This window comes from Pseudomonas sp. JL23 (assembly GCF_056933585.1).
Map to the genome: position 1 here is coordinate 6,286,157 of NZ_CM167795.1, position 25,202 is coordinate 6,311,358.

A 25,202-nucleotide genomic window follows, 5' to 3' on the forward strand; every position below is an offset into this window, starting at 1 on the left:
CCCGTCATATCAAAGAAGGGGAGCAATGGAATGCTCGGCCACTCACATGAACATTCTCTTCGTATCGGTCGATACTCCAAATCCGGGCACCTTTATCTCCTGACCTGTGCCGTCAGAGATCGCCAAGCCGTATTTGCCAACTTTCATATGGGCCGAATAGTAGTTAGGGAGATGAGACGCCTGCATGACTGCGGCGTCGTGCGATCACTGGCTTGGGTCGTTATGCCCGATCATCTGCATTGGTTGATGGAACTGCGTTCCGGCTCGCTTGCGACGCTCATGCAGTCGCTCAAAGGCCGGAGCGCCTTCGAGATCAACAAAACATATGGCAGTGGAGCGCTTGCATGGCAGAAGGGATATCACGACCGGGCTGTGAGGGGTGAAGGCGATTTGCTGAAGATGGCACGCTATGTCATTGCCAACTCAATACGCGCCGGATTGGTTGAAAGGGTGGGTGACTATTCGTTATGGGATGCGGCATGGCTGATGTGAAAGCCGGTCCCACCCTCTCTCTACTGGCCATTGCCAAGCCTGAATGCCCACCCTGTTTCTGCTTGCCATTGCCGAACCTGAATGCCCAACCCTGTGGGACCGGCTTTAGCCGGGAAGAGGCCAGCACAGGCAACCATCAATACAGGCGGCGCAGCACACCATGCCTTCCCGGCTGAAGCCGGTCCCACCCTATCTCTACTGGCCATTGCCGAGCCTGAATGCCCAATCCTGTGGGACCGGCTTTAGCCGGGAAGAGGCCAGCACAGGCAACCATCAATACAGGCGGCGCAGCACACCATGCCTTCCCGGCTGAAGCCGGTCCCACCCTGTCTCTACTGGCCATTGCCGAACCTGAATGCCCACCCTGTCTCTACTGGCCATTACCGAACCCGAATGCCCAATCCTGTGGGACCGGCTTTAGCCGGGAAGAGGCCAGCACAGGCAACCATCAATACAGGCGGCGCAGCACACCATGCCTTCCCGGCTGAAGCCGGTCCCACCCTGTCTCTACTGGCCATTGCCAAGCCTGAATGCCCACCCTGTTTCTGCTTGCCATTGCCGAACCTGAATGCCCAACCCTGTGGGACCGGCTTTAGCCGGGAAGAGGCCAGCACAGGCAACCATCAATACAGGCGGCGCAGCACACCATGCCTTCCCGGCTGAAGCCGGTCCCACGCACAGTCGTCAGCGCTTATTCAGCAATCAACCAATCCATCGTCCAGCCACCCTTGGTCTGGCCCAGTTTCTGTGCCAGGTACGGCATCAGTACGCGCAACTCTTCCTCAAGCCCCCAAGGCGGGTTGGCGATGGCCAGGCCTGAGCCGTTGAGGCTGGCCGGGGTATCGAGTGGGTGGACGTGCAACTCGACCCGCAGCAACTTCGGCGCGCCGGTTTCGGCCAGGTCCTGATAGAAACGCTTGAGCAGGCGCTGATCCTTGACCGGATACCAGATCGCCGCGACGGTCTGGCGCATGCGGCCGATAGCTTCTTTCAGCGCCACGGAGCAGCGTTTCATCTCGTCGAGCTGTTCGAACGGCGGGTCGATCAACATCACCGCACGCTTCTCGGCCACCGGCAGCAAGGCCCGTGGCACATGCCAGCCTTCGCCCAGATGCACGGCCACGCGGCGGTCGCCCTTCATATTGTCTTTGAGCATCTGCCCGTCTTCCGGGTGCTTTTCGTTGAGCAGCACACGGTCCTGGGCGCGGGTCAGGCGCCGGGCCAGCTCCGGGGAGCCGGGGTAATAACGCAGGCTGTCTTCCTTGCGATTCATGCGGCGCAGCACGTTCATGTAGTCGGCGGCCAGTTCAGGCAGGTCGTCGGCGTCCCACAGGCGACCGATACCCTCGATCCACTCGCCGGTGCGCGTGGCCTGATCGCCTTGCAGGTCATACAGCCCAAGGCCCGCATGGGTGTCGATATAAGCGAACGGCTGTTCCTTGCGCGCCATCAGGGCGATCAAGCGGGACAGAACCAGGTGTTTGAACACATCGGCGTGGTTGCCGGCGTGGAAGGCGTGACGGTAATTCATGGCGACTCCTGCAAGGCCCGGCAGTTTAGCAAAACCCGGCGGCGGCAGAGCAGACACATTCGTCAACATTTCCCGGATTGACCCTCGCCCGGTGTCGCGAAAAGATGCCGCCCCTGAGCCTAAGAACTCGACTAAGCGTTACCCGCCACGACAGACAGCGGTTTTTTTATGCCTGCGGTACATATATGTGCCGCCCGCGTAAAATGCCTGTGCACGTCCGCAATGTCGGGAGTCGACTAATACAAGACCCTTCGGGGGAATATGTCGGCACTTCTTAGTGGTGTTCTTAGCTCCCGACACCTTTGGTCCTCCAATAATGCCAACGCGGACAACCACCATGGACGAGCACTACCAAACCACCCTTTTCACCTACAACAAGCTCAGGCTTAACGCCCTGCTGATCGACCGCCAACCCTGGTTATGCCTGCGCGACCTGGGCCGCCTGATGGGCAAATTTCTCAACGAACTCGCGACCCGCAAACTCGCCCCTGACGAATACCGTTACGTGCCCATCGACTACTACGGCGACGTGCGCGAAACCCTGATGGTCAGCGAATCGGCGGTCTACTCCCTGCTGATCTATCACCACCACCCGGCCAATCAACGCCTGCGCCGATGGCTGACCTACACCGTCCTCCCGCTATTGCGCGAAGCCCAGACGCCAACCCCCAACAACCTCCCGGCCCCCGCTTTACTGGCGTGGCAACACGGCGAACTGAACGTAATGCATTGGCAGAATGAGCCGTGGATTCGGCTGCGGGATATGCCGAGCCTGTTGCCTGGGCGCGAGGAAGCGGGCCTTAGTTGGTGGGGGAATATAAGGCGGCGCCTCTTATAGAGAGCAGGCCTAACACATTCACAATAGCGACGGAAGGTAGCAAAACCTGTCAGAACTGACAGTATCGGGGGCGGCCAAAAAGGACTTCAATATCGCTACCAACCCCGTCGCTGCTGTGCAATGGTCATGCAGTAAGGCGGGACAATTTCGATTCGTTGAGGGATCAACATGTCCTCTGTCAAACGCCCGCCTCGTGGCGCTCTTAACTGGACTGACCGCCTGCAGGCCAACTTGGTCGAGCCTGAGGTGCCTGCCATTATCAAAGATGAGAATGGGCAAGAAGATGAGACCGGGCTGATACCGCGCAGTGCGCTAGACAGCGATCTGGAACTGATTGTTGCGCCTTGGCCTGCGGAGCCTTATACCAACACAGTAAAAGTAGGTTGGCGCGCGGCAGGCGCACAATTTGAAGAAGTGAATGAGTACACTTATTACGATCCTGTATTTGATCCTGACAACCCACAGCCAAAGATCATGCATGTTCCCTACTCAAGACTTGAACATGGAACCTATGAACTTTCCTACAAAATTAATGTGATGGGAAATGAGGTTGAATCCCTGAAAAAGACAGTCACCGTCGATAGACGTGCGCCCGATGATGGACAAACACCCGATGCACCCAGTTTTCCAGCCGAAGTGGAACAGGCAGGAAGCATCACTGATGAATACCTGAACGACCATGGCGAGGTCGTTATGAGCGTACCGCGATATACCGACATGCGCGCAAAAGACAAGGTTATCTATTTTTGGACGGACCGGAATCCGCCGCCCAATAATGAAACGCCAACGGGTGAATACAGTTTTAGCAAGGACGACATCGACAATGGCAATCTGAACTTCAGCCTGACGGAGTCAGTGATTCGCACCTCAGGCCAGGGCCAACGTTTTGCTTACTATCAATTGGAAGATTTGGCAGGTAATAAAGGGCCTATCAGCCTTTTAGCGGCGATTGACGTTCTGTTGATTCCCGCCCCCGGCAACCTGCAACCGCCTCATATCCCGCTTTCAAGCCGAGGCTTGATTGATCGCGAACATGCCCGGGAAGGCGCCACGGATGAAGCCGGCGTAACGGTTCAGATTAATGCTTATGACAATCCGGACAGTTCGCAGAAAGTGCTGATCAACTGGGACGGGACGTTATTGAACGAGCTCGATGTGGATCCGGCAGGCTTTCCACTGCGTGCTTATGTGCCTTGGTCCGCGCTGACTGCCAAAGGGCTTGGCCCGCTGGATGTGCAAGTCAGCTATCAAGTGCGGTACGGCAACGCCTTGACCCCACCGTCGTCAACAGCTACGGCACCGGTCAACCTGACCATCGCCGGGCAGGATCATGCCAATGCTCCAGCCCTGCTGAATATGACGCTGGCAAAACTTGAGGTTCGCGGCAAAAAATCCGACCTGCCCAACCAGTTGACAGCACTTGATCACGGCCTTGATGCAACGGCGACGTTAACGCTCTATGACAACCCCGAGGCTCTTGAGGTACTGGAAGTCTATTGGGGCGATATCGCTCAGCCTGTTGCCAATTACACAGTAGCGGCGGGTGATAACACAGGAAAAATCGTCACTTTTGAAATCCCGTGGTCAGCCATCGAACAGGATATGGATAACCAGGCATTACCGGTTTACTACACCACCGACAATGGCGTGAACCAACAGCTCTCCAGGGTTACGGACGTCAACGTCAAAATTGAACCGATAGCCGGATTAAAAGAGCCGAGCTTTCCTCATGCGAATCTCTTTGGCTACCTGAACTGCTGCGCTGTACCGAGGCTTTGGGAAGGCGTCACCGTACATATAGAAGGCAGCCCTCAATTTGCCGCCAATGATCGGGTGGTCATGACATGGCAAGGCTGTGACTCACTGAACGGCACCAACCCCATCTCCGGTGCGACGGACACATTTACCAGAACATTGAACGCCAGCGACGCCGTCAATGGCTTCGATATCGTTGTTCTGCCGTACGACACATTAATTGCGCCGATGCGCGACAACGGCTCCGCCACCGCTCAATACGAGTTGTATAAAGCCGATGGCGGTTATGGGCGATCGGCGATGGACTTCGTAAAAATTACCCGGCTCATGCCGAGCGGCGAGGAATGTACGCCGGACAACGATATTTGCGATGAGTGAACCCAGGCGAAGTTGTTACGTCGCAACTTCGCAGTTTCCGGAAAACGGGCGGCATCCTGAGATCATCTTTACTGGGGATGAAAAACCTTTTGAAATGAACTCGACGGCTGAGTAACGCAGCCGCAGGGTCGACTCATATCAAGTTGGCTGCCAACTGACGCAGGCATAACTGATACATCAAAAGACGTCATCAGTTAAATACGTGCTATTAGAAAGAGGAAGCAACCATGTCAAACTTAAATAAACCCACGGCCGACCAGGCACGCGAGGCCTATAAAAAACTACGTTTGAGCAGCCTCCGGTTTGCGCCCGCCAAACCGATATTTCATTCGGATAACCCCCTGCTGCCTGATACACCCGATGACGAAACCGATCAACTTCCTCTGGCGCTTCATGGTCGTCCGCTGAAGATCCAGATCTACCAATTTGCTACTGATCCGACACCAGCCTCAGGCTATGTACAACTGCTCTGGAATGGCTCGCCGGTAGGTCTTCGTCAGTCATTCACTGCGCCCATTGACCCTGCTCTTTTTCCATTTGAGCTGGCACTCCCTGGCAATCTGACGGTCAATCCGGGCCGATTCAATCTTGCTTATGTCGTCAATATCAGCGGCAACACAGAGAACTCCGAGTCTCAGTCCGTCAATATTGATGTTATGCCGCCTAACGGTGGAGCCAAGGGCGGTATTGTGACCGTTCCGGCAGAGGTGGACCAAGACGGCATTACCAGAGAATATCTGGATGCCAACGGTGGTCTGGTGCAAGTAACGATTCCAGATTACGGAGACGCAAAAATAGGCGATGTCATTCGCGCCTATTATGGCGAAAATATTCCAACAGCCGTTTTGTTCGCTACCGTGGAGCGCGTCGATACAATAACTGCGATCACCGTAGACTTGACCGCAGCACATATTGGAAGCGCAGAAGGGACTAAGTCCATCTTTTATACATTGGCAGACCGGGTAGGTAACATCGGACCCCACTCGGAATTTAAAGTACTGGAGGTGACCCTTACACCGGCCCCCACCAAACTCGTGCCTCCTACAGTCCCGCAGGCCGCCGACCCTGCAGGTATTGACTATGAGGATGCTATAGAGGGCGTTGGCGTACAAATCGATACTTATGATAACTACGTAGCGGGAAGCGACAAAGTGATCGTGGTCTGGGACGGTCTCGCGCAAAATCCCGTCGATATAGCAGGATTCCCGACATTCGTCACTGTGCCTTTCCGGGATGTTAAAAACGCAAATGAAGGCCCGAAAACTATCCCTGTCAGTTACTCCATTGTGCGAGGCAATCGCAGTTATCCGGAGCCTACAGGTGTGGATGTTGACGTCGATATCCGTAAACCCGGCCCCGATAACCCTGATGATCCGCCAGGGCCAGTAAACCCGGCTCTTGATCTAGTGACAGTGTTAGGCGAAGTAACGACAACGCCTCCAAACACGCTGCTGCCGGTAGACAGATTGAAAGACGCTACCGCAACGGTAACGATATACGACAACTACAAAGCAGGCGATGTCATGCAGTTGTATTGGAAAGGTGTTGCGGTGCCCGCTCCAGAAGGTGTGTATACCGTCGACGGTACAGAACCGGCAGACTTCTTAGTACCTTTCACTATTCCATGGCCCATCATTGATGCAGGCGGTAACGACTCAGCGTTGCCCGTGCATTACACCATCAAAAACCCCGCGATCAATGACAACGAAGACACATCAGGACCACAATTGGTGAGTGTATCGGTAAACCCGCTGACTGTTCCTGACCCGGCATTCCAAAACCTGGACCCTGATTTTGATGTGCTTAACTGCAACTCATTGGTTAATGATCCGGTTGCAGGTTGGTCGGTAGTAGTAAGGGTTCCCGGTGGCGAGCCGAGACTGGCGGACCAGGAACTGACGTTCACCTATCAGGGGTGGACTGATGCAGCCGGCTCGGTCGTTAAACCAAACACGTTCCATCAGGTCAAGTTCACACCCACCACTGAGCAGGCCAACAGCGGCTTTATTATCCACGTCCCTTATGATCCTCCGATCCTTACGACATTAACGGACTGGGGCAGCATCGAATACACCGCAGTTCTGGATGGTTTCCCCGCGACTTCACAGCGGCATTTGGTTGACGTCTACATGGCGCTCACCGGTGGCGGTACATGCCAGCTTAATCCATAACAACATTGTAAAAATTATGAGACAGGCGAGGCGCTAATTGCGCCTCACCCTGTAAAGTTACCATGACACTCTTCAGCCAAACCTCGCTCACACATATATCCGCTCATCGGACAAATATCCAGGCTGCCATCATCGGGCGCATTTAGCCCAAAAAATAATGTAGGACCTTTCCTACACAACAACAAGAGCTACCCTACAGATAGCACACCTCGCGACCTGTAACTTCACCGCCCCCTCTCCTGCAACCAGGGGAGAAGGTTCTTGCATGAGGAACTCATCATTATGAATATAACAAACGTCCCGAAGTGGCCTATTCAGGTGCCAGGAATAATCAATACCCTGCTGGTTGTCCCCGTACTGTTAATGGCGCTTCCTGCCACCGCCGCAGTGATTGTGGATAATGGCGAAACACTGGCGATTGATGGCAGTACGCTCAGTGATGACTATGACGTACGAAATGGAAGCACGCTCAACAACAACGGCGCCTCTACCGGCTTTTTAATACTAAGGTCGGGATCACATCTGAATATGGTGGGCGGTCACGTCAATGGTGTCGGGAATGACGGGGTCTCGGTGACCAACAGCACGGCGACTATCTCCGATGCCAGTATCCAGGGTGATTTTGTCGGGCTGTTGCTCAACCGAGTCGTCGGCACAACGGCCGGCTCCAACGCAACGGTCAGCAACAGCATCATCACCGGCGTGGACGCGGGCGCTCAAGTCACCGGCTTGAGCACCCTTGTGCTGAACCGCTCGACGGTGACAGGTACCGGCGCCAGCGGTCTCGGCCTGAACATCTCTGGCGGCGACGTGCAGGCCAATGCCAATACGATTATCAAAGGCCAGACCAACGGCGTGCAATTGCGCAATGACCCCCAAAACCTGGGCACTCCACGCCTGGGGCTGGATGGTTCCAGCGTCGAGGGCGTCAATGGCGCTGCGGTATCGGTGATAAGGGGCATTACCACGACCATTGACGTCGCCAACGGCTCCAGCCTGATCGGCGGCAATGGCAACCTGCTTGAAGTCAAGGAAGCTTCCACCGCGAACATGAACGTTCTGCGCAGCTCGCTTAAAGGTAACGTACAAGCCACGGGCAACAGCACGGCAAACCTGAGTTTCGATCAGGGCGAGATGACCGGTGATCTCGTAGTCGAGTCTGGCAGTACAGGCAGCCTGCGTCTGCAAAACAACTCATTGTTTACCGGCAATCTGATCAATGTCGCAAGCGTGGAAATCAACAGCCAATCCAACTGGATGATGGCGGGCAACAACAGCATCGGCTCGCTGAATATGAATCAGGGCCGCGTCACTTTTGGGGAGGCCAATCAGTTCTATCAGTTAAACGTCGGCAATCTGGCGGGCAACGGCACTTTCGTCATGGATGCCGATTACGCCACCAACCAGCACGACACCCTGAACGTCACCGGCACCGCCACCGGCAGCCACGACCTGCTGGTCAAAGGCTCGGGTACAGATCCGCTAGCGCCTGAGCAGTTGAATCTGGTCCGCACCGCAGCGGGTGATGCGAAGTTTGCGCTGCTCAATGGCCCGGTGGCTGTCGGTACCTGGTCCTATGGCCTGGCCTCCCGGACCGATGGTTCAGGCGCGACCGAGTGGTTCCTCGACCCTTCGCAAAAAACCATCAGCCCCGGTACCCGCTCTGTCCTGGCGCTGTTCAATACCGCGCCGACCGTCTGGTACGGCGAGCTGACTTCCCTGCGCACACGCATGGGTGAGCTGCGCTTCAATGGTGGCCAGGCGGGCGGTTGGGTTCGCACCTATGGCAATAAATACAATGTCGCGGCGGCGTCTGGCCTGGGCTATCAGCAAAACCAGCAGGGTATCTCCCTGGGGGCCGATGCACCGCTGCCGGTGGGTGATGGCCAATGGCTGATCGGTGCCATGGTCGGTTACAGCAAGTCGGACCTGGACTTGAATCGCGGCACCTCGGGCACGGTCAAAAGCTCCTATGTTGGCGCCTATACCACCTGGCTTGATCAGGACAGCGGCTACTACTTCGACGGTGTGCTCAAGCTCAACCGTTACAAGAATGAATCGAAAGTCTCCATGAGCGATGGCACACGCGCCAAGGGCGACTACAACAGCATGGGCCTGGGCGGCTCCCTGGAGTTCGGGCGGCATATCACCTTTGATCAAGGCTATTTTGTAGAGCCGTTCACCCAACTGTCGGCTACGGTCATTCAAGGCCGTAATTTTGACCTGGACAACGGTATGCACGCCGAAGGCGATCGCACCCGTTCGCTGCTGGGCAAAGTGGGCGTAACCGGTGGGCGTAACTTCACCCTGGCCAGCGGTGCCATCGTTCAGCCTTATCTGCGTGTGGCAATGGCCCATGAATTCGCCAAGAACAATGAAGTACAGGTGAATAACAACGTCTTCAATAACGACCTTTCCGGCAGCCGCGGTGAACTGGGCGCAGGCCTGGCCGCTGCGTTGACGGATCGCTTGCAAGTCCATGCGGACTTCGACTATTCCAATGGCAAGCATATCGAACAGCCGTTTGGTGCGAATGTGGGGGTGCGCTATAGCTGGTAAGCTTTTTTGATATAACACGCTGAATAGAAAAGCCCCGTGAGTGATCATAGGGCTTTTTTTGTGCTGCGGATAATCGAGGTAGGAGCGAACTTGTTCGCGAGAGGGATTTCAGACGATAAATATGCGTCCCCTTTGCGAACCTGCTCGCGCCTACCGCCAAACAGAAGATGGCCATTTACCGCACGGCCATCCTCTATGCCTTCATTTGATCGCAGTCACCAAACATTTCGAATTGGGTAGTAAAGCACTACTGTCACCCATACCCTCTACACCCGTAACAAGGTTCTTGACGTAATTATGAGGGTTGATACCTCCTACCGCTTGATCCGTTGACCAGTAAAAATCGTTACCTTGCGGCCATGTCGATCCATAAGTGGCATAAATAGCTCTGAGCTCTCCCATGTTGGGAATTCTCAGCCCCCTGTTTTGAGCTACTCTGACACCGTCGTGATATCTATGATAATCCAAACCATACGCAATTGAAACGTTTGATACAGTTACCGGGTAACTCGCTGTCCGCCCGTCCAGATCACTAACCGTCACAGTTGCACTACCATTACCTCTTGCCCCCACAAACCCATCATTCGACACCGTGATAACAGCGGGGTTACTTGTCCTATAACTATAGGAAGGACGACCACCGGATGCTCTTCGGTAAGCACTAGTACCGGAGGGCCAGGAAATGGGTAAAGCTGGATGACTATCAATAACGAATAGCCTACCGTTGAGGGTCAACAGCGAAGTATCGATCACGAGAGGCGGAGTCGCCACCGCCACCGTAAACCCCCGCGCTGGCGAATTCCCATACTGGCCCCTCGCCGTGATGCTATGCCCGCCGACTGCCAGTCCCGTCACCCGGAATGACCACGCGCCACCCGTTACCGACGCGGTGCCGCGCAAAGACGCGCCATCGTAGATCTGTACGCTCGAATCTGAAGCCGCCGTGCCGGTGAGATCGACATAGGTGTCATAGGTAGTGCCGCCGTTGGGCACTTCACCCCTGGAATCGCGCACACTGGTAATGGTCGGTGCCGTTGCCAGCGCCACAGTAAACCTGCGCACTGCGGATACAGGCTGATTGCCGTATAGCCCCTTGGCCGTGATGTTGTATTGCTTGACCGTCAATCCAGTGGCCTGATAAGTCCAGTTGCCACCCGTCGCGGTCGCGGTGCCCAGCACGTTAGCACCGTCAAGTATCTGCACCTGCTGTCCGGCAAGCGCGGTACCCGTGAGCGTTACCTGACGGTCGTAGGTGGTGCCATTGTTGGGCACAGCGCCATTGGCATCGGTTACGTTAGTGATGGTCGGCGCAGTGGCCGCAGCCACGGTGAAGGTGCGCGCCGCCGATACCGGCTCATCACCGTACAAGCCTTTGGCCGTAATGCTGTAGCCCTTATTGGTCAGCCCGGTGGCTTGATACGTCCAGTTGCCACCCGTTGCGGTCGCGGTACCCAACACCGTTGTGCCGTCGCGGATTTCCACCTGTTTCCCAGCTACTGCCGTACCGGTAATCGTCACGCTGGTGAAGTAGGTCGTACCGCCATTGGGCACAGCGCCGTTGGCATCGGTTACGTTAGTGATGGTCGGCGCAGTGGCCGCAGCCACGGTGAAGGTGCGCGCCGCCGATACCGGCTCATCACCGTACAAGCCTTTGGCCGTAATGCTATAGCCCTTGAGTGTCAGCCCCGTGGCTTGATACGTCCAGTTGCCGCCCGTTGCGGTCACGGTGTCCAGCACCGTAGTGCCGTCGCGGATTTCCACCTGTTTCCCAGCTACTGCCGTACCGGTAATCGTCACGCTGGTGAAGTAGGTCGTACCGCCATTGGGCACAGCGCCATTGGCATCGGTTACGTTAGTGATGGTCGGCGCAGTGGCCGCAGCCACGGTGAAGGTGCGCGCCGCCGATACCGGCTCATCACCGTACAAGCCTTTGGCCGTAATGCTATAGCCCTTGAGTGTCAGCCCCGTGGCTTGATACGTCCAGTTGCCGCCCGTTGCGGTCACGGTGTCCAGCACCGTAGTGCCGTCGCGGATTTCCACCTGTTTCCCAGCTACTGCCGTACCGGTAATCGTCACGCTGGTGAAGTAGGTCGTACCGCCATTGGGCACAGCGCCGTTGGCATCGGTTACGTTAGTGATGGTCGGCGCAGTGGCCGCAGCCACGGTGAAGGTGCGCGCCGCCGATACCGGCTCATCACCGTACAAGCCTTTGGCCGTAATGCTGTAGCCCTTATTGGTCAGCCCGGTGGCTTGATACGTCCAGTTGCCACCCGTTGCGGTCGCGGTACCCAACACCGTTGTGCCGTCGCGGATTTCCACCTGTTTCCCAGCTACTGCCGTACCGGTAATCGTCACGCTGGTGAAGTAGGTCGTACCGCCATTGGGCACAGCGCCGTTGGCATCGGTTACGTTAGTGATGGTCGGCGCAGTGGCCGCAGCCACGGTGAAGGTGTGCGCCGCCGATACCGGCTCATCACCGTACAAGCCTTTGGCCGTAATGTTATAGCCCTTGAGTGTCAGCCCCGTGGCTTGATACGTCCAGTTGCCGCCCGTTGCGGTCGCGGTACCCAACACCGTTGTGCCGTCGCGGATTTCCACCTGTTGCCCAGCCACTGCCGTACCGGTAATCGTCACGCTGGTGAAGTAGGTCGTACCGCCATTGGGCATAGCGCCGTTGGCATCGGTTACGTTAGTGATGGTCGGCGCAGTGGCCGCAGCCACGGTGAAGGTGCGCGCCGCCGATACCGGCTCATCACCGTACAAGCCTTTGGCCGTAATGCTATAGCCCTTGAGTGTCAGCCCCGTGGCTTGATACGTCCAATTGCCCCCTGTGGCGGTCGCTGTGCCGAGCACGGTGGTGCCGTCACGAATTTCCACCTGCCTGCCCGCTGCCGCCGTACCGCTGAGGGTCACACTGGTGAAGTAAGTCGTACCGCCCTGCGTGATTTCACCTTTGGCATCACGCACGCTATCAAGGGTCGGCACCACCGAATCGTCGAACGTTTTAAAGGTGTATCGCGCAACAGGGAACTCGATGGCCGACGACTCCACGGACGCTCCATCAAATGTCACTTTGCATACGACTGTCAGTGGCGTGTCATGGGTCAGCTTTTGCAGCTCAGTCCTGGGCACTTGTTCGTTCAGCCCATTAGTGACCTGGCCTGCGGTTATCGGCACGCCAGCCAGCAGGTTAATGGTCACGGCCCCTGCACTGCCCGTACCAACAAGGCGCAGCCAGGCGCGTTGACCAGTGGCGCTAAATGGCCACTTACCGACAGTGACGTTGGCATTGCCGGTAAACGAGTCCAGGATCAGCTCTTTACTGTTGTCGTTGGCTTGAGTGATACGCGGCAACGGCAGTTGGTTTTCCGGGTCGACGAAGTCGCTGACGGTCAACCTCAACACCTGCGAGGGCGAGGTTGCGCCATAGCGTTGCACTTCATAACTCACGTCTACGGGCTTACCGATATTGGGCCCTACAACACTGGCCGCGATTGGGAATTCAACAAAGCCGTTACTGCTGCCCGACAACTCTTGATCGATGGAGCTGCCAGCGCCTGGTGTGCCTACCCATTTCAAGGTGATGCGGTCCAGTGCCGGGTCCATGCTCGCGTAACTGACGCGAACCGTGACACCTGCGGTAGCATCCATCGGATCAAGCACGCCACCGGGGGCCTCAAGGACTTCAGGCGCCGGTAATTCGCCCACCAGTGAGCCGATGGTCAGATCCAGAATCGCGGAATAACTGTATTGGCCGGTTGCCTTGCGCTTGAGGCTGTAACGCACTTTGACGATGCTGCCGATATTGGGCGTGATCAGGCTGCTGAGGATGCGGAAGGTGATCGGTCTTCCCGCGATGGGCGTGGTGATCGGCACCCAGTCACTGCCGGTTCCCTCGCCAGGTTTGCCCGTCCAGTACCAGGTCAGTTCGTCACCTGCGATGGTGCCCAGATAATCGATCAACAAAGTCGCGTGATCCGGCACCAGAACTGGATCAAGTACGCCATCAGGCGCCTCTACCACTTTGGGTGCAGGTAATTGCGCGCTGACTTGCTCGACCCTGATAAAGCTATGCTCCGACTCACTTACCGCATAAACCGCTCTGTTGTCGTTGCTCACCCGGTAGTAGAGATCCAGGCTGCCACGGTCCAGTACGCCGATATGGGTGTTGACCACGTTGATCGGGATAGCCCTGCCGACCTCACCGGCCATGACGATATGAGCCTGTTCATGTACATAAGGCGTACCGTTGGCCATGCTGCCAAGCCAGACCATGTCAATGAGGTCGCCATTGGCCATCCCTGGATAGGCGGGAATCAGTACCGTTGCAACGGCGGTATCAGGCTCCAGCACATCGCCGATCAACTCCCGAATGGTCGGCGCCGGCAATAGCGAAACATCACCCACGACATCGGCGAAGGCCCGTTTTGACGATTGCGCAGGATCACCGTTGGCTTTGTTCAGCACATAGGAAGCATCCGCCAGCCCTCCGGCGATCGCCCGTACATCGGCATTGGGGACTTTAAGTTCAAGAATGCTCGGTACGTTTGCGATGGTGACCGTTTCAGTGTGTACCACCGGTAAACCGGTCGCCGGAGTACCAATCCAGGTCATGGTGATAGCGTCACCCACAGCGAAGGGCGCACCTTGCATGACGATCATCACGGTTACATCGCTTCTTCCCAGATCAATCAGGTCAATCGTGCCGTTTACGGCTTCCTTGATGACGGGCGCATCCAGGCGCCAGGCACCGGCGTCGATGGCGACCGTGGTCCTGAGCGACCAGTCAGTGGAGTAGTTCCAGACTTCATCAAAGACCTGATAGTGCACCAACAGCGCGTCGCTGTCGCCAGCGGCCAGAATCGCCGCCTGGTCGACCAGCATGCTGATGGAGGCCGTCCCCCCCGCCTCACTCGCAGTGACTTCACGAAAGAGACTGACACTGCCCCATCGCAGATGGATCGTGTCATAGGCGGCCCGTCCCGGATAATGCTGGATTTCCACAGGCACGCCCCGCGCCGCCCATTCAGCATCCACGCCGTTGTCGATGACATCCTGCGGCAACCCGGGCTTGACCAATTCGGAGTGCCCCGGCAAGTGCGGGTCCTTGTCGGTCCCCGCTGGCCGGTCGAGCTTGACCCGCAGGCGCAGCGGCGCGGCATCCTCGGGGATGCTCGTGCCGACTCTGGTCAGGCGATAGAGCACGGGCTCTGCCCAGTCAGGATCAATCTTTTCCGTCGGTAAATACATGAATAAGCGTTGATTTTCTTCCCCTGGTGCGACTTCGCGACTGGCAATATTCAAGCCGTTCCAAACGATGTCGTGCTTATCGCCTTCGGCCATATTCTGATATGGATCGATCGCACTTAATAAACCCTGAGGGTCATCTTCAACCATGGAAATATTCACACCCCCATCGCCGTCGTGAACGGGCGTGACCATTCCGGCAACTAATAGTGGGCGCAGAGCAAGGGGAGCAGGTCCTGGATCGAGAGGTGGAAATAAAAATGGATTTAATATGTTCATGATAAGTACCTGCGCCATAGACGGCGCAAAATATAAAGTCGTGCGTTTGCCACTTCGCCATGTGGAAATACAATACCAAACTGCTTCAGACGCTAATCAGTACGGCGCGCGCACGGACTGGAATGTTTTAAATCTAGACAGCCCAGGACCATTCGAAGAAATCAATCATCATAGGGCGTACAGGATCTGCTACTGCATGAAGGACCATGCGAGTACAAGGTCTGTCGATTTGACCACTAAAAAACTCTTTGTATGGATCATTCCCAGGTACTTCAATAAGCGGATGAGCTTTAATCAGCGAGCCCTGCTCATCATAAAAACTTATTTGCGTTTCAGATGACGGATTATCTGTGTAAGCCAATCGAAAATCGGAAATCGCCGCACCAAATACGACATTCAGATCCCCGACACTCCAGACCGCAAGAAATTCAGGACCAAGAATAGAAGTAACAAACCCAGCAGGCGTTACTTTTATGCCACTTGGTGCTACGTACTCTCTGCCATTTGCCATTTTTATAAGTGGGTCTAGAACAAAGTCTTCCCGTGTCGCCGCCCCACCAATACGCAACGACACCACATCCGAAGCACTGGTCCCGCCCTCATTCCTCTCCACGTAATACGAAGCGTCCACCGTCCCACCCTGGTTATCCGTTATCAGGGCGAAATTGATCTCAAAAGGCACAGGCCGGGTGGCGGTGATGCTGCTGAGCCGGATCGAGTCGGTAGCCAGGCCGGTTTCTGAACCTCGCCACTCGTAGTGCACGACGTCGCCCGCCGTAATGCCGTTGTACATCGGCACGATCAGCCGAGTGCCGCCGGGTACATCCTCGGGATTCAACACGCCGTCCTGCTCACCCTCGACCGTCGGCGCGGGCAGTTCCGCTCTCGGCTCGCCCACATTCAACACAGCCGCATGCAAGGATTCACGGCCAACCAGCTCCTGGCGGCTCGCATCACTGTACAAGGCGTAATACAGCTCCAGCGTCCCGCCCCGGATTGCCACCAGATGGATGCCCAGGACCGTCATCCGGATCGGCTCTTTCGCCTCGGCCTCACCGTGGGTGATGGGGTGAAAGTCCAGTTCGGGAAAGTAAATGCTCAAGTCGGGACGAACACCCAGCCACTTCAGGTCGAGCACCTGGCCCTCGGCCATGGAGTCATCCCATGGGATTTCGATGGCGGTGCGCACGAGGTCCGGATCGATGCTGCCCTGATCCTTGTCCAGGGCATTCGGGGCAGCCAGGCGCTGCACTTCGCCAATGACGTTGATAAAACGGCCTTTGGATAACAGTTCGCCCGAGCCGTCCTTCTTGATCAAACGGTAGGAAAATATCGCCTGAGTCTTGGCCAGTTGGCGAATACTGGCGTTGGGAACCAGTATTTCGACAATACTGGGGATATTGGTGATCTCACGCGCTGGCAAGGTGACGTCCACCGAGGTGCCGTCTTGCGAAGTGCCCTTGAGGCTTACGACAACCTGGTCACCCAGCGCAAAGTTACTGCCCATGGCAATAATCTGCGCCGTGACGGGCTGGTCACCGAGGGCATCCAGATCCAGGACATTCTGCAGGGCCTCTTTGACAATCAATCCATCCAGCCGGGTATTGCCCGTGTCCACCACAATGCGTACTTCGGCGCTCCAGTCTTCAGAACGGTTATCCACCATGTCATAGACTTCAAAGGTCACTGCCAGGCCTTCAGGCCCGGAATCACCGGCGGCCAATATCGTCGCTTCATCGACCAGCATTTCAATCGGTTCAGTGCCATCAGCCTGCAGCGCCGTCACTTCATGCCGAACAAACTGACCACCCCAGCTCAAACGGATAACGTCGTGCTCGGCACTATTGGGGTAAGGATCGATAGTCACCGGCACACCTTGCGCGGCCTGTTCCTTATCCACGCCGTTATTGATAATTTCCGGGTCGATGAACAGATGCAGCTCTGAATGCCCCGGTTCGTCGACATCGCGATCCTCTCCGCCAGGCCGGTCCAGTTTGACGTAGATATCCAGGTTCTCCGAGGGTTCAGGCTGCTGCCCAAGCCGCGTAACCCGATAGCCAAGGGTTGTGGCGCCATCGATCAGTCTTTGCGAGTCGATGAACAGCGTGAGGCGCTTGCCCACCTCCGATTGATCGACGGTATCGCTGGCCACCACGTTGCCGCCGAGCAGCACTTGCACGCTGTCGCCCGTGCCCATGGAACTCCATGGCGCAATAAAGAGCTGCAGGCCGTTATGAGGGAAATTGTCCCGCGCCGCCGCGATGTTAATGCCCAACTCGCCAGAGGGTATCGGACCGGTGTTTCCCGGTACCTCCAGAGGCGGGAGCGCTAGTGGTCCGCCATCGTTGGTAGCGGAACTGGAAGATAAGGTGTTCATGGCAAGACTCCCTGTGTTGAATAATGTGAAGCACACGTTATTGGATGCTTAAACCGCGAAGCTGCCTACTGTCAGAAATGACAGGTTTTTTTTAGAATAACCGGCATATTTCAGCTGCCTGTCGGAAGATATCTGCTTGTTACTGCATTCCCTGGCCATGGCTACTGCGCCCCGGACTCAACAACCTGCCGCCTCGCCGAAGGGCTGCCTGGCGCCACCTGATCCTGCGGCGTGTAACTGAAAACCCGGCCATCCGTGACGGCCAGATCCATGGCGACAATGGGCAGAAAGTGGCCGGTCTGGGTGTAGAAGTCCCGCTGAATAAACTGGGCAGGAGCCAAGCCACTGGCCTGGGCATAAAACAGTGCTTCCAGCGGAAGTTGCAGGGGAATATTCTGCGGCCAGGGAGCAATGATGATTTCGTTCCACCTGTCGGCCATATTCGGCACGACATGGCGAACATCGATGCTTAATTGAAACTGAGCGGCAGTCGCAGAAAATGCGCATCCTCGCCCCGGAGTACCTGAGTATTTCTGCTGCCAGATCTCCACACTGGTCACTCCCAGATCCTCGCAGACACCCCTGAAAGTGCATGCGTCTGTAGACCCATTTGTCGCGGCATCATAGGGGTAAGCACAACGCAGAGTTGGCAGGTGCGCGACGGGAGCAAGAAGCTCCCGGAAGACGAATCCGAAAGGGCGGTTGTAAGCCAACGAGGTGAACGTCACATCAGCCCGGGCATATGAAAACGAAACGCCATTGTGTGCGATAGAACCAGGGCTGGGATTCCACGCATGATAAGCCGTCGTCGCCTCGGTTGATCTGAATAGCACCCCATTACAGAAGAACCCGGCATATTCGCCTCGGCACGTTGTCGAGGTATCGGCATAACGTGCATTGAGCGCTGCGGCTGTCGTATATCCGATATATAACTGGTCCCGCAGATTGAACCCGAAAACACCCGTTTGCGGATCACTTAAATCCATACGCAAGATGGGCAACCAGTCCCCTGTCGCATCGAAATAGTCGCGCTGATCCAACTGCGCCCCGAGCAGTGCGTCGGCCTGAGTACTGTCATAGAACAGCGCCTCAATTGGAATAAGCTTGGGCAACTGACTGTCCCAGTTCCTGATCATCAACTCATTGGGCTTGCTCGACCAATCCGCATCGATTCGCTCATGGGCCTCCAGGCTGGCCTTGAACTGTGCAGGATCCTGAGTGCTGAGTGAACATTGCAGGTTCGGTTGGAAGTCCTGTTGCCGGAAATGCGCCAACCATTGCTCGGCGTCAACGATGCCCAGTGCGGCACAAGAGCTGACATCCGCCTCTTGCCTGAACAGGCGCGCCGGCAAGCCGCAACCGAAGTCCGAACGGGTGCTTTCGGCGCCGACAACAAAGGGATAGGCACATACAACTTCAAGTGTTTTACCCTGACCGACCGCCGTAAAAGCGTCGGTAAATACCACACCGTTTTTTTCCCCGGTCGCGGCGATGCTCAGGTCAGCACGCAGCCAGGCAAAGCTTTCGGCACCCTGGGTAATGGCTTGTGGGCTGTGGGTCCAGAAGCCACCGGCATGATCCGCTGCCACGCCCCTGACCAATACCCCGCTGCAGAAATAGGCAGGACGATTGCCGACGCATGTCGCGACCGTCGAGTTGTATCGCGTATTGAGAAGTTGCGCGACTTCGGCGCCCGTCAGTGCATGGGCAACGCCGCTGATCATCAGCAGCGTCATTAACAGCAGATGGATTCCCGGACGTTTCATGGCCATTAAAGTCAAACCTCCTTATGCCAGGCTGTTGCACTCAACGAGTGTCCATCCCCAATGCTTGCAGGTACGTATCCGTGGAGAAACCACTGGCGTTGTCATTGACCTGCGAACCGTTGAGGTCATAGGCCCATGCAGTCCCTGCCCCCAGCGCATCCGCCGTCCAGAACGGGTAGTTCAACCAGCCTGCGTATTCGGCTACCGGCCCGCCGCTGGGGTAATAAAAAGCCCAAAGCCGCCGGATATCGGCCAAGGGGACCGGCTCCAGCCCGGCGACCACACAAACGGCTTTCATCCCTTCCCAGTTCGCACTGACCGTCAGAAAGTGCAGTTGCCTGATGCCTGAAACCGACAGTTGATAGCGACGCGATTCATGCCTGCTGTCGATAGCCGTGATAGAGGTCCTGCCATTGAGATAGGCCGTTGCCTCTCCCGTTTGCGGGTCAACACCAGCGATCTCGGGGGCACTACTGTTATAGGTATAAGGTGCAATACCCCAGTTGGCGGCTCTGAACATTCGCGCATAGGCGGGAATGGATAACGGCGGCTTATCGGCAATGACCACATAATTGTGCACCGCCAAGTCAAGAAGCACCGGGCTTTGAAAATCGTCGGCAATCTTCAGTTCCAAGACTGATGATCCGACGCGTTCGCCCTCATAGAACTGCACTTCATAACTGACATCAATGATATTACCGGCCCCCACGTCAAAGACTTCCGGTGCAACCGTAAACAGTACATCCTTGCCGACGGCAATACTGGAGATCTGTATATCGTCGGTATAATCGGCCACAGACACATAAACGCGGTCCCGATAGGCCATGCCGTCATAAGCCTTGATCCTTACCGTCGCACCTTCGGCAGGGATATCTTGCGGGTCAAGAATTCCGCCCGGGGCTTCATCCACCGAAGGGCTTGCGAGCAATAAAGCAGGGGCCAATTTTTTAATAGTCATTTCAGCCTCCCTGAAAATAAGTTGCCTGCCCGGCCCACTTCAATGAGCACGGTTACGTTCGTTGAAGTTTTGCCGTTGTCCGCGCTTATTGACTTGATAAAACCTGAACGGGAACAACTTCAGAGTCGCGTGAGGTGGCACTCGTTTTATAAGAGACTTGACCTTCCAGCCGGTCCTGCACGGCACTGCTGTCACCGCCACCTGTAGGGTGACCCCAGGTTACTACCCGACCATCGGAAGCCAGCGCCGTAAAGCCATTGGTATTGCTGTAGATCGCCAATATATGGGTCAACGAGTCGACGACCGCTGTCGTATCGCCACCCAACGTAGCATCGCCCCAAGCCACCACCTGGCCATTTTTGCGTAGCGCGGCGAATGCCTTGGAAGAACCGGCCACCTGGACAATATCGTTCAATGCCGCAATTGCATCGGGGACCTCTCCTCCCGTTGCGGCCAGCCCCCAGGCCACCACATGACCATTGCCTCTTAGTGCTGCGAATGACTGCCAGGTGCTGCTGATTGAAAGGATATCCGTCAGCCCGGCAATCAGGTCCGGCACTTCCCCGCCGTAGGCTGCCGGGCCCCAGGCCACCACTCGGCCAACGCCTCGCCTGGCGGTATACGCCCTTGCAGTAGCGGCGCTCAACTCGATGATATCGGTCATTGAGGCAATATCATCGGGCACCGTTGGACCATAGCCACTGGCTCCCCACGCTACCAACCGGCCATTGCCGCGCCATGCAGCGAAGCCACCAAAATTACCGATGATTTCGACTATATCGGTTAGCCCGGCGATATCGCCGGGAACTGCTCCGCCCATGTCTTCGGCCCCCCAGGCCACGACCTGACCTGATCCACGCAGCGCGGCAAAGGCTGTCCCCGAGCCGCATACCTGCCTGATGTCCGTGAGCTGACTGATTGGCGCCGGTACCGTGCCGCCCGAAGTCTCCGCCCCCCAGGCGACCACTCGCCCCGTGGTTTTAATGCCGGCAAATGCGGAGCTGTTGCCGATGACTGCCTCGAATCCCAGCGTATCGATACCCCCCATCGACCCGCCATCAGCGGCCGTACCCCACGCCACAACATTGCCGTCCTTGCGTCTGGCGGCATAGGCACTGCGCGTGCAGCTCACCTCGACGATGTCATCCATCGTAATGATGGTCGAGGGAATCTTCGCGCCATAAGCTTCCATGCCCCAGCCAACGACATCACCTTCGTCGCGATGGGCGACAAAAGCCGCGGCGCCCGCCGTTTGCGCATCAGTCCCGTTGCCGACGATATTGGCCGGATGCAACGTCATTGCATCATCACTGGTTCTGACGTGCAGCGGCTTCCAGCAATCGGTGTCTCGCCAGTTTGTAGCCGTTGTCCAGCCGGGGGCGCCCTCATACTGCCATTGCGCGGCAACAGGCTGCAGTGTCGTGGCATTTAAAGCGCGCAATAACCGGGAAGTCCCTGAAGCGCGATAACTGCTGCGGTTGTAGCGCGCACCCATGACTTTCAGAGTGCCCGAGACCTGCTCGCTGCGTACTTCATAGGTTGCGATCGGAGACGGTCCTTCATCCTCACCCGCCTGGCGATCAATGGTGTAACTCAGCCGAACACTATGGCCGTCGTTGGCGACAACGGTGGTGTAAGCAATGGGTATACGTAACTCACCATCGGCGGAGACAGGTACTGTCGGTGCAACCGAGCCATCACCTGGCTGGCCCTGCCAGGTCAAGGTCACTCTGTCACCGGCTTTAAGTAGCGCTTGGCTGCCGATCAGCACATTGGCGCCTTGCAGAACGTCGTTGGGGTCAAGGGTCGTGCCATTGGCTTCGACGATGATGGGCGCCGGGAGCGGGACTTGCTGACCTTGCCGTACAAAAAACACCGTCGCAGGTGAGCTCAACTCGCTGCCGTCAAACAAAATGGCCGTGCAGGTCATCGTGACATTTGCATTCAAGCTGGCAGCAGCGGTGGCATAAGGCACTGTAAAGGGCACCGGCAAGCCAACCATGCCGCTGGTAACGCCCTTGGACGTGTCGTATTCAGAGCCCTTGTCATCGGCCCAATATAAAAACACCGTATCGCCCGACCCCATACCGTCATAGGCCGCAACCGCTGCTTTTACCCCGGCAGCGACGTCATCCAGATTCAGCTGACCGTCTTCGACATTTTCAACGGTCAACAGCAACTGCCCGGGCTGACCTTCGCCGATTTGCAGCGCCAGCACGTCTGAGGTACTGGTCCTGCCATCGTTTCTCTCCACGTAATATGAGGCATCTACTGTGCCGCCCAGGTTATCCGCGACCAGTGCATAGCCGATATCAAACGGCACAGGCCGGGTGGCCGTGACAGAGTTGAGCCGGATCGAGTCAGTGCTCAGACCGGTTTCTGAGCCGCGCCACTCATAATGCACGTCGTCACCCGCCGTAATACCGTTGTACATCGGCACGATCAGCCGAGTGCCGCCGGGTACATCCTCGGGATTCAACACGCCGTCCTGTTCGCCATCGACAACAGGCACTGGCAGTTCCGCCTGCGGCTCACCCACATTCAACAGAGCGGCATGCAAGGACTCACGGCGTACTACGTCCTTGATTCGCGCATCGCTGAGCAATTCGTAATACAGCTCCAGCGTCCCGCCCCTGATCGCCTGCAGATGAGTGCCCGACACCGTCATGCGGATCGGCTCTTTCGCCTCGGCCTCGCGGTGGGTGATGGGGTGAAAGTCCAGCTCAGGAAAGTAAATGCTCTGGTTCGGGCGCACGCCCAGCCACTTCAGATCGATCACCTGACCTTCAGCCATGGAGTCATCCCATGGAATCTCGATGGTAGTGTTTGGCAAGTCGGGATCGATACTCCCCTGGTTTTTGTCCAGGGCGTTCGGTGCAGCCAGGCGCTGCACTTCGCCAATGACGTTGATAAAACGGCCTTTGGATAACAGATCCGCCGAGCCGTCCTTCTTGATCAACCGGTAGGAAAAAATCGCCTGGGTCTTGGCCAGTTGGCGAATCCAGACATTCGGGACCGGGATTTCGATAATCGCCGGATCGGTGGGCATGATCTCCTTATCAGGTAAGTTGACATCCACAGGAGCCCCCTCTTCCGGAGTCCCCCTGATATTTACGACAATTTTATCGCCTATTGCAAACTTGCTGCCCCTTACAACTTGCGTCGTAGCGGGCCTACCCTCTAACGCGTCCAGATTAAGGACATTATTTATCGCCTCCTTGATAAACATGGCCTCCAACCGCGTATTGTCGGTATCCACGACAATCCGTATTTCGGCGCTCCAGTCTTCGGAACGGTTGTCGACCATGTCATAGACTTCAAAGGTCACTGCCAGGCCTTCAGTCCCGGAATCACCGGCGGCCAATATCGTCGTTTCATCGACCAGCATTTCAATCGGTTCAGTGCCATCAGCCTGCAGCGCCGTCACTTCATGCCGAACAAACTGCCCCCCCCAGCTCAGACGGATAACGTCGTGCTCGGCGATATTGGGGTAAGGATCGATAGTCACCGGCACACCTTGCTCGGCCAGGTCCTTATCCACGCCGTTATTGATAATTTCCGGATCGATGAACAGATGCAGCTCTGAATGCCCCGGTACATCGCCGTTCTGATCCTTGCCACCAGGCCGGTCGAGCTTGACGTAGATATCCAGGTCGGCCGAGGGTTCAGGCTGCTGCCCAAGCCGCGTAACCCGATAGCCAACGGTTGTGGCGCCATCGATCAGTCTTTGCGAGGCGATGAACAGCGTGACGCGCTCGCCCACTTCCGACAGATCGATGGTATCGGAAGCCACCACGTTACCGCCGAGCAATACCTGCACACTATCGCCTGCGCCCATGGCACTCCATGCGGGGATAAAAAGTTGCAAGCCGTTGTGAGGGAAATTGTCCTGCGCCGCAGCGATATTGATGCCCAGTTCACCCGTCGGTATCGGGCCAGTGCTCCCTGGGATTTCCAGGATGGGGAGCGCAAGTGAAGTAGTCATGGAGGACTCCTTGTTCTGGATTATGTAAAAGCTGACGGTATTGAGAACCTAAACCGAGGGGATGCCTACTATCAGAAATGATAGGTTTTCGGGCCGCTAGTCGGGTCGGTAACGGAGCCGTCTGATCCGCATCGCAAAGGGTGGAAGGGGACTCCAAAAAAACGCCCCACCTCAATCGTTACAGATGAGGGCGCCGTCTTAATTACCGGAATTACCGGAACAACAGGTCATGCCCTGCCAGTTGATTTATTCAGAACATTAAGGCGCACTCATCAAACAACAGTAACCCGCCAAGCCAATGAGGTCCCAACACTCTCTATGTAAGCAGTATATTTATGACGGCCCGGCTGAACATCGAATAAATCCACAAAAAAACCACCACCTTGAGTGGTAAAAGTTTTAAAAGGTTGCAGATTATCTTCAATCTTGACAGCGGTACCTTCAGGAACGTTAGCGGGTCCTCTGCCCGACAATTTCAGAAGCCTGGCGCTCGTCTGGCCACCATTCGGCACCGCATTTCCTTGACCATCTATTACACTTTCAATGACCACAGTCTCGTTTTTCTGATTTGCATTCGCCATGACCATTACCTCTTTCGAATATAAGGCATGAAGAATCGGCTTACTTGCCAATTCTGTCCCTGTTCAAACGTTCCAGGTTTGCTCGTACCAAAGAACACAATGAACGAGATATGATTGAAAACCTGAAATGCAGGACTGCCTACTGTCAGAAATACTAGGTTTTCGAGCCATACATCGGAAGTGATGTCAGCGAAGGGAATTGAAAAAAGCCCCGGTCAAGCCGTCACAAAACCGGGGCTGGAGGTGTTGCCTGAGAAATCCACGCGGTGCAGAAGGTGACCAAAC

At 56.3% G+C, this 25,202-nt stretch carries 12 protein-coding genes; 5 read left to right on the forward strand and 7 right to left on the reverse strand.

Translation table 11 applies throughout. From position 1 onward, the window contains the following. Nucleotides 1-30 precede the first annotated feature (30 nt). Nucleotides 31-492, forward strand: coding sequence for an REP-associated tyrosine transposase (locus AC1Z24_RS28855; RefSeq protein WP_483743699.1), 462 nt, complete (start codon nt 31-33; stop codon nt 490-492). Between the two features lie 691 nt (nt 493-1,183). Here the strand turns inward: AC1Z24_RS28855 and AC1Z24_RS28860 are convergent. Further along, nucleotides 1,184-2,023, reverse strand: coding sequence for a 23S rRNA (adenine(2030)-N(6))-methyltransferase RlmJ (locus AC1Z24_RS28860; protein ID WP_483743700.1), 840 nt, complete (start codon nt 2,021-2,023; stop codon nt 1,184-1,186). A gap of 337 nt (nt 2,024-2,360) precedes the next feature. Between AC1Z24_RS28860 and AC1Z24_RS28865 the strand changes: the two genes are divergently transcribed. The 4 genes from AC1Z24_RS28865 (at nt 2,361) to AC1Z24_RS28880 (ending at nt 9,724) form a co-directional block, all read left to right on the forward strand. Continuing rightward, nucleotides 2,361-2,861: a BRO-N domain-containing protein gene (locus tag AC1Z24_RS28865; RefSeq protein WP_483743701.1), complete on the forward strand. Its 501-nt coding sequence runs from the start codon at nt 2,361-2,363 to the stop codon at nt 2,859-2,861. A 168-nt stretch (nt 2,862-3,029) separates the two neighbouring features. Beyond that, nucleotides 3,030-4,994: a hypothetical protein gene (locus AC1Z24_RS28870; protein WP_483743702.1), complete on the forward strand. Its 1,965-nt coding sequence runs from the start codon at nt 3,030-3,032 to the stop codon at nt 4,992-4,994. A 227-nt stretch (nt 4,995-5,221) separates the two neighbouring features. Then, nucleotides 5,222-7,165, forward strand: a complete 1,944-nt coding sequence (locus AC1Z24_RS28875; protein WP_483743703.1) for a hypothetical protein — start codon at nt 5,222-5,224, stop codon at nt 7,163-7,165. Nucleotides 7,166-7,447: 282 nt separating this feature from the next. Further along, nucleotides 7,448-9,724 carry an autotransporter outer membrane beta-barrel domain-containing protein gene (locus AC1Z24_RS28880; RefSeq protein WP_483743704.1) on the forward strand — a complete coding sequence of 759 codons (2,277 nt, stop codon included), beginning with the start codon at nt 7,448-7,450 and terminating at the stop codon, nt 9,722-9,724. Nucleotides 9,725-9,925: 201 nt separating this feature from the next. Here AC1Z24_RS28880 and AC1Z24_RS28885 read toward each other — a convergent pair whose 3' ends face one another. The 6 genes from AC1Z24_RS28885 to AC1Z24_RS28910 form a co-directional block, all read right to left on the reverse strand. Continuing rightward, nucleotides 9,926-15,133 carry a beta strand repeat-containing protein gene (locus AC1Z24_RS28885; RefSeq protein WP_483743705.1) on the reverse strand — a complete coding sequence of 1,736 codons (5,208 nt, stop codon included), beginning with the start codon at nt 15,131-15,133 and terminating at the stop codon, nt 9,926-9,928. Nucleotides 15,134-15,383: 250 nt separating this feature from the next. Next, nucleotides 15,384-17,627: a hypothetical protein gene (locus tag AC1Z24_RS28890; RefSeq protein WP_483743706.1), complete on the reverse strand. Its 2,244-nt coding sequence runs from the start codon at nt 17,625-17,627 to the stop codon at nt 15,384-15,386. Nucleotides 17,628-17,788: 161 nt separating this feature from the next. Next, nucleotides 17,789-19,399: a hypothetical protein gene (locus AC1Z24_RS28895; RefSeq protein ID WP_483743707.1), complete on the reverse strand. Its 1,611-nt coding sequence runs from the start codon at nt 19,397-19,399 to the stop codon at nt 17,789-17,791. A 34-nt stretch (nt 19,400-19,433) separates the two neighbouring features. Continuing rightward, on the reverse strand, nt 19,434-20,351 hold the full coding sequence (locus AC1Z24_RS28900) for an Ig-like domain-containing protein (RefSeq protein ID WP_483743708.1): 918 nt from the start codon (nt 20,349-20,351) through the stop codon (nt 19,434-19,436). A gap of 85 nt (nt 20,352-20,436) precedes the next feature. Continuing rightward, on the reverse strand, nt 20,437-24,336 hold the full coding sequence (locus tag AC1Z24_RS28905) for an RCC1 domain-containing protein (RefSeq protein ID WP_483743709.1): 3,900 nt from the start codon (nt 24,334-24,336) through the stop codon (nt 20,437-20,439). 272 nt (nt 24,337-24,608) lie between these two features. Further along, a complete protein-coding gene (locus tag AC1Z24_RS28910) occupies nt 24,609-24,917 on the reverse strand; it encodes a hypothetical protein (protein ID WP_483743710.1) in 309 nt (102 codons plus the stop codon). Nucleotides 24,918-25,202: the final 285 nt, after the last annotated feature.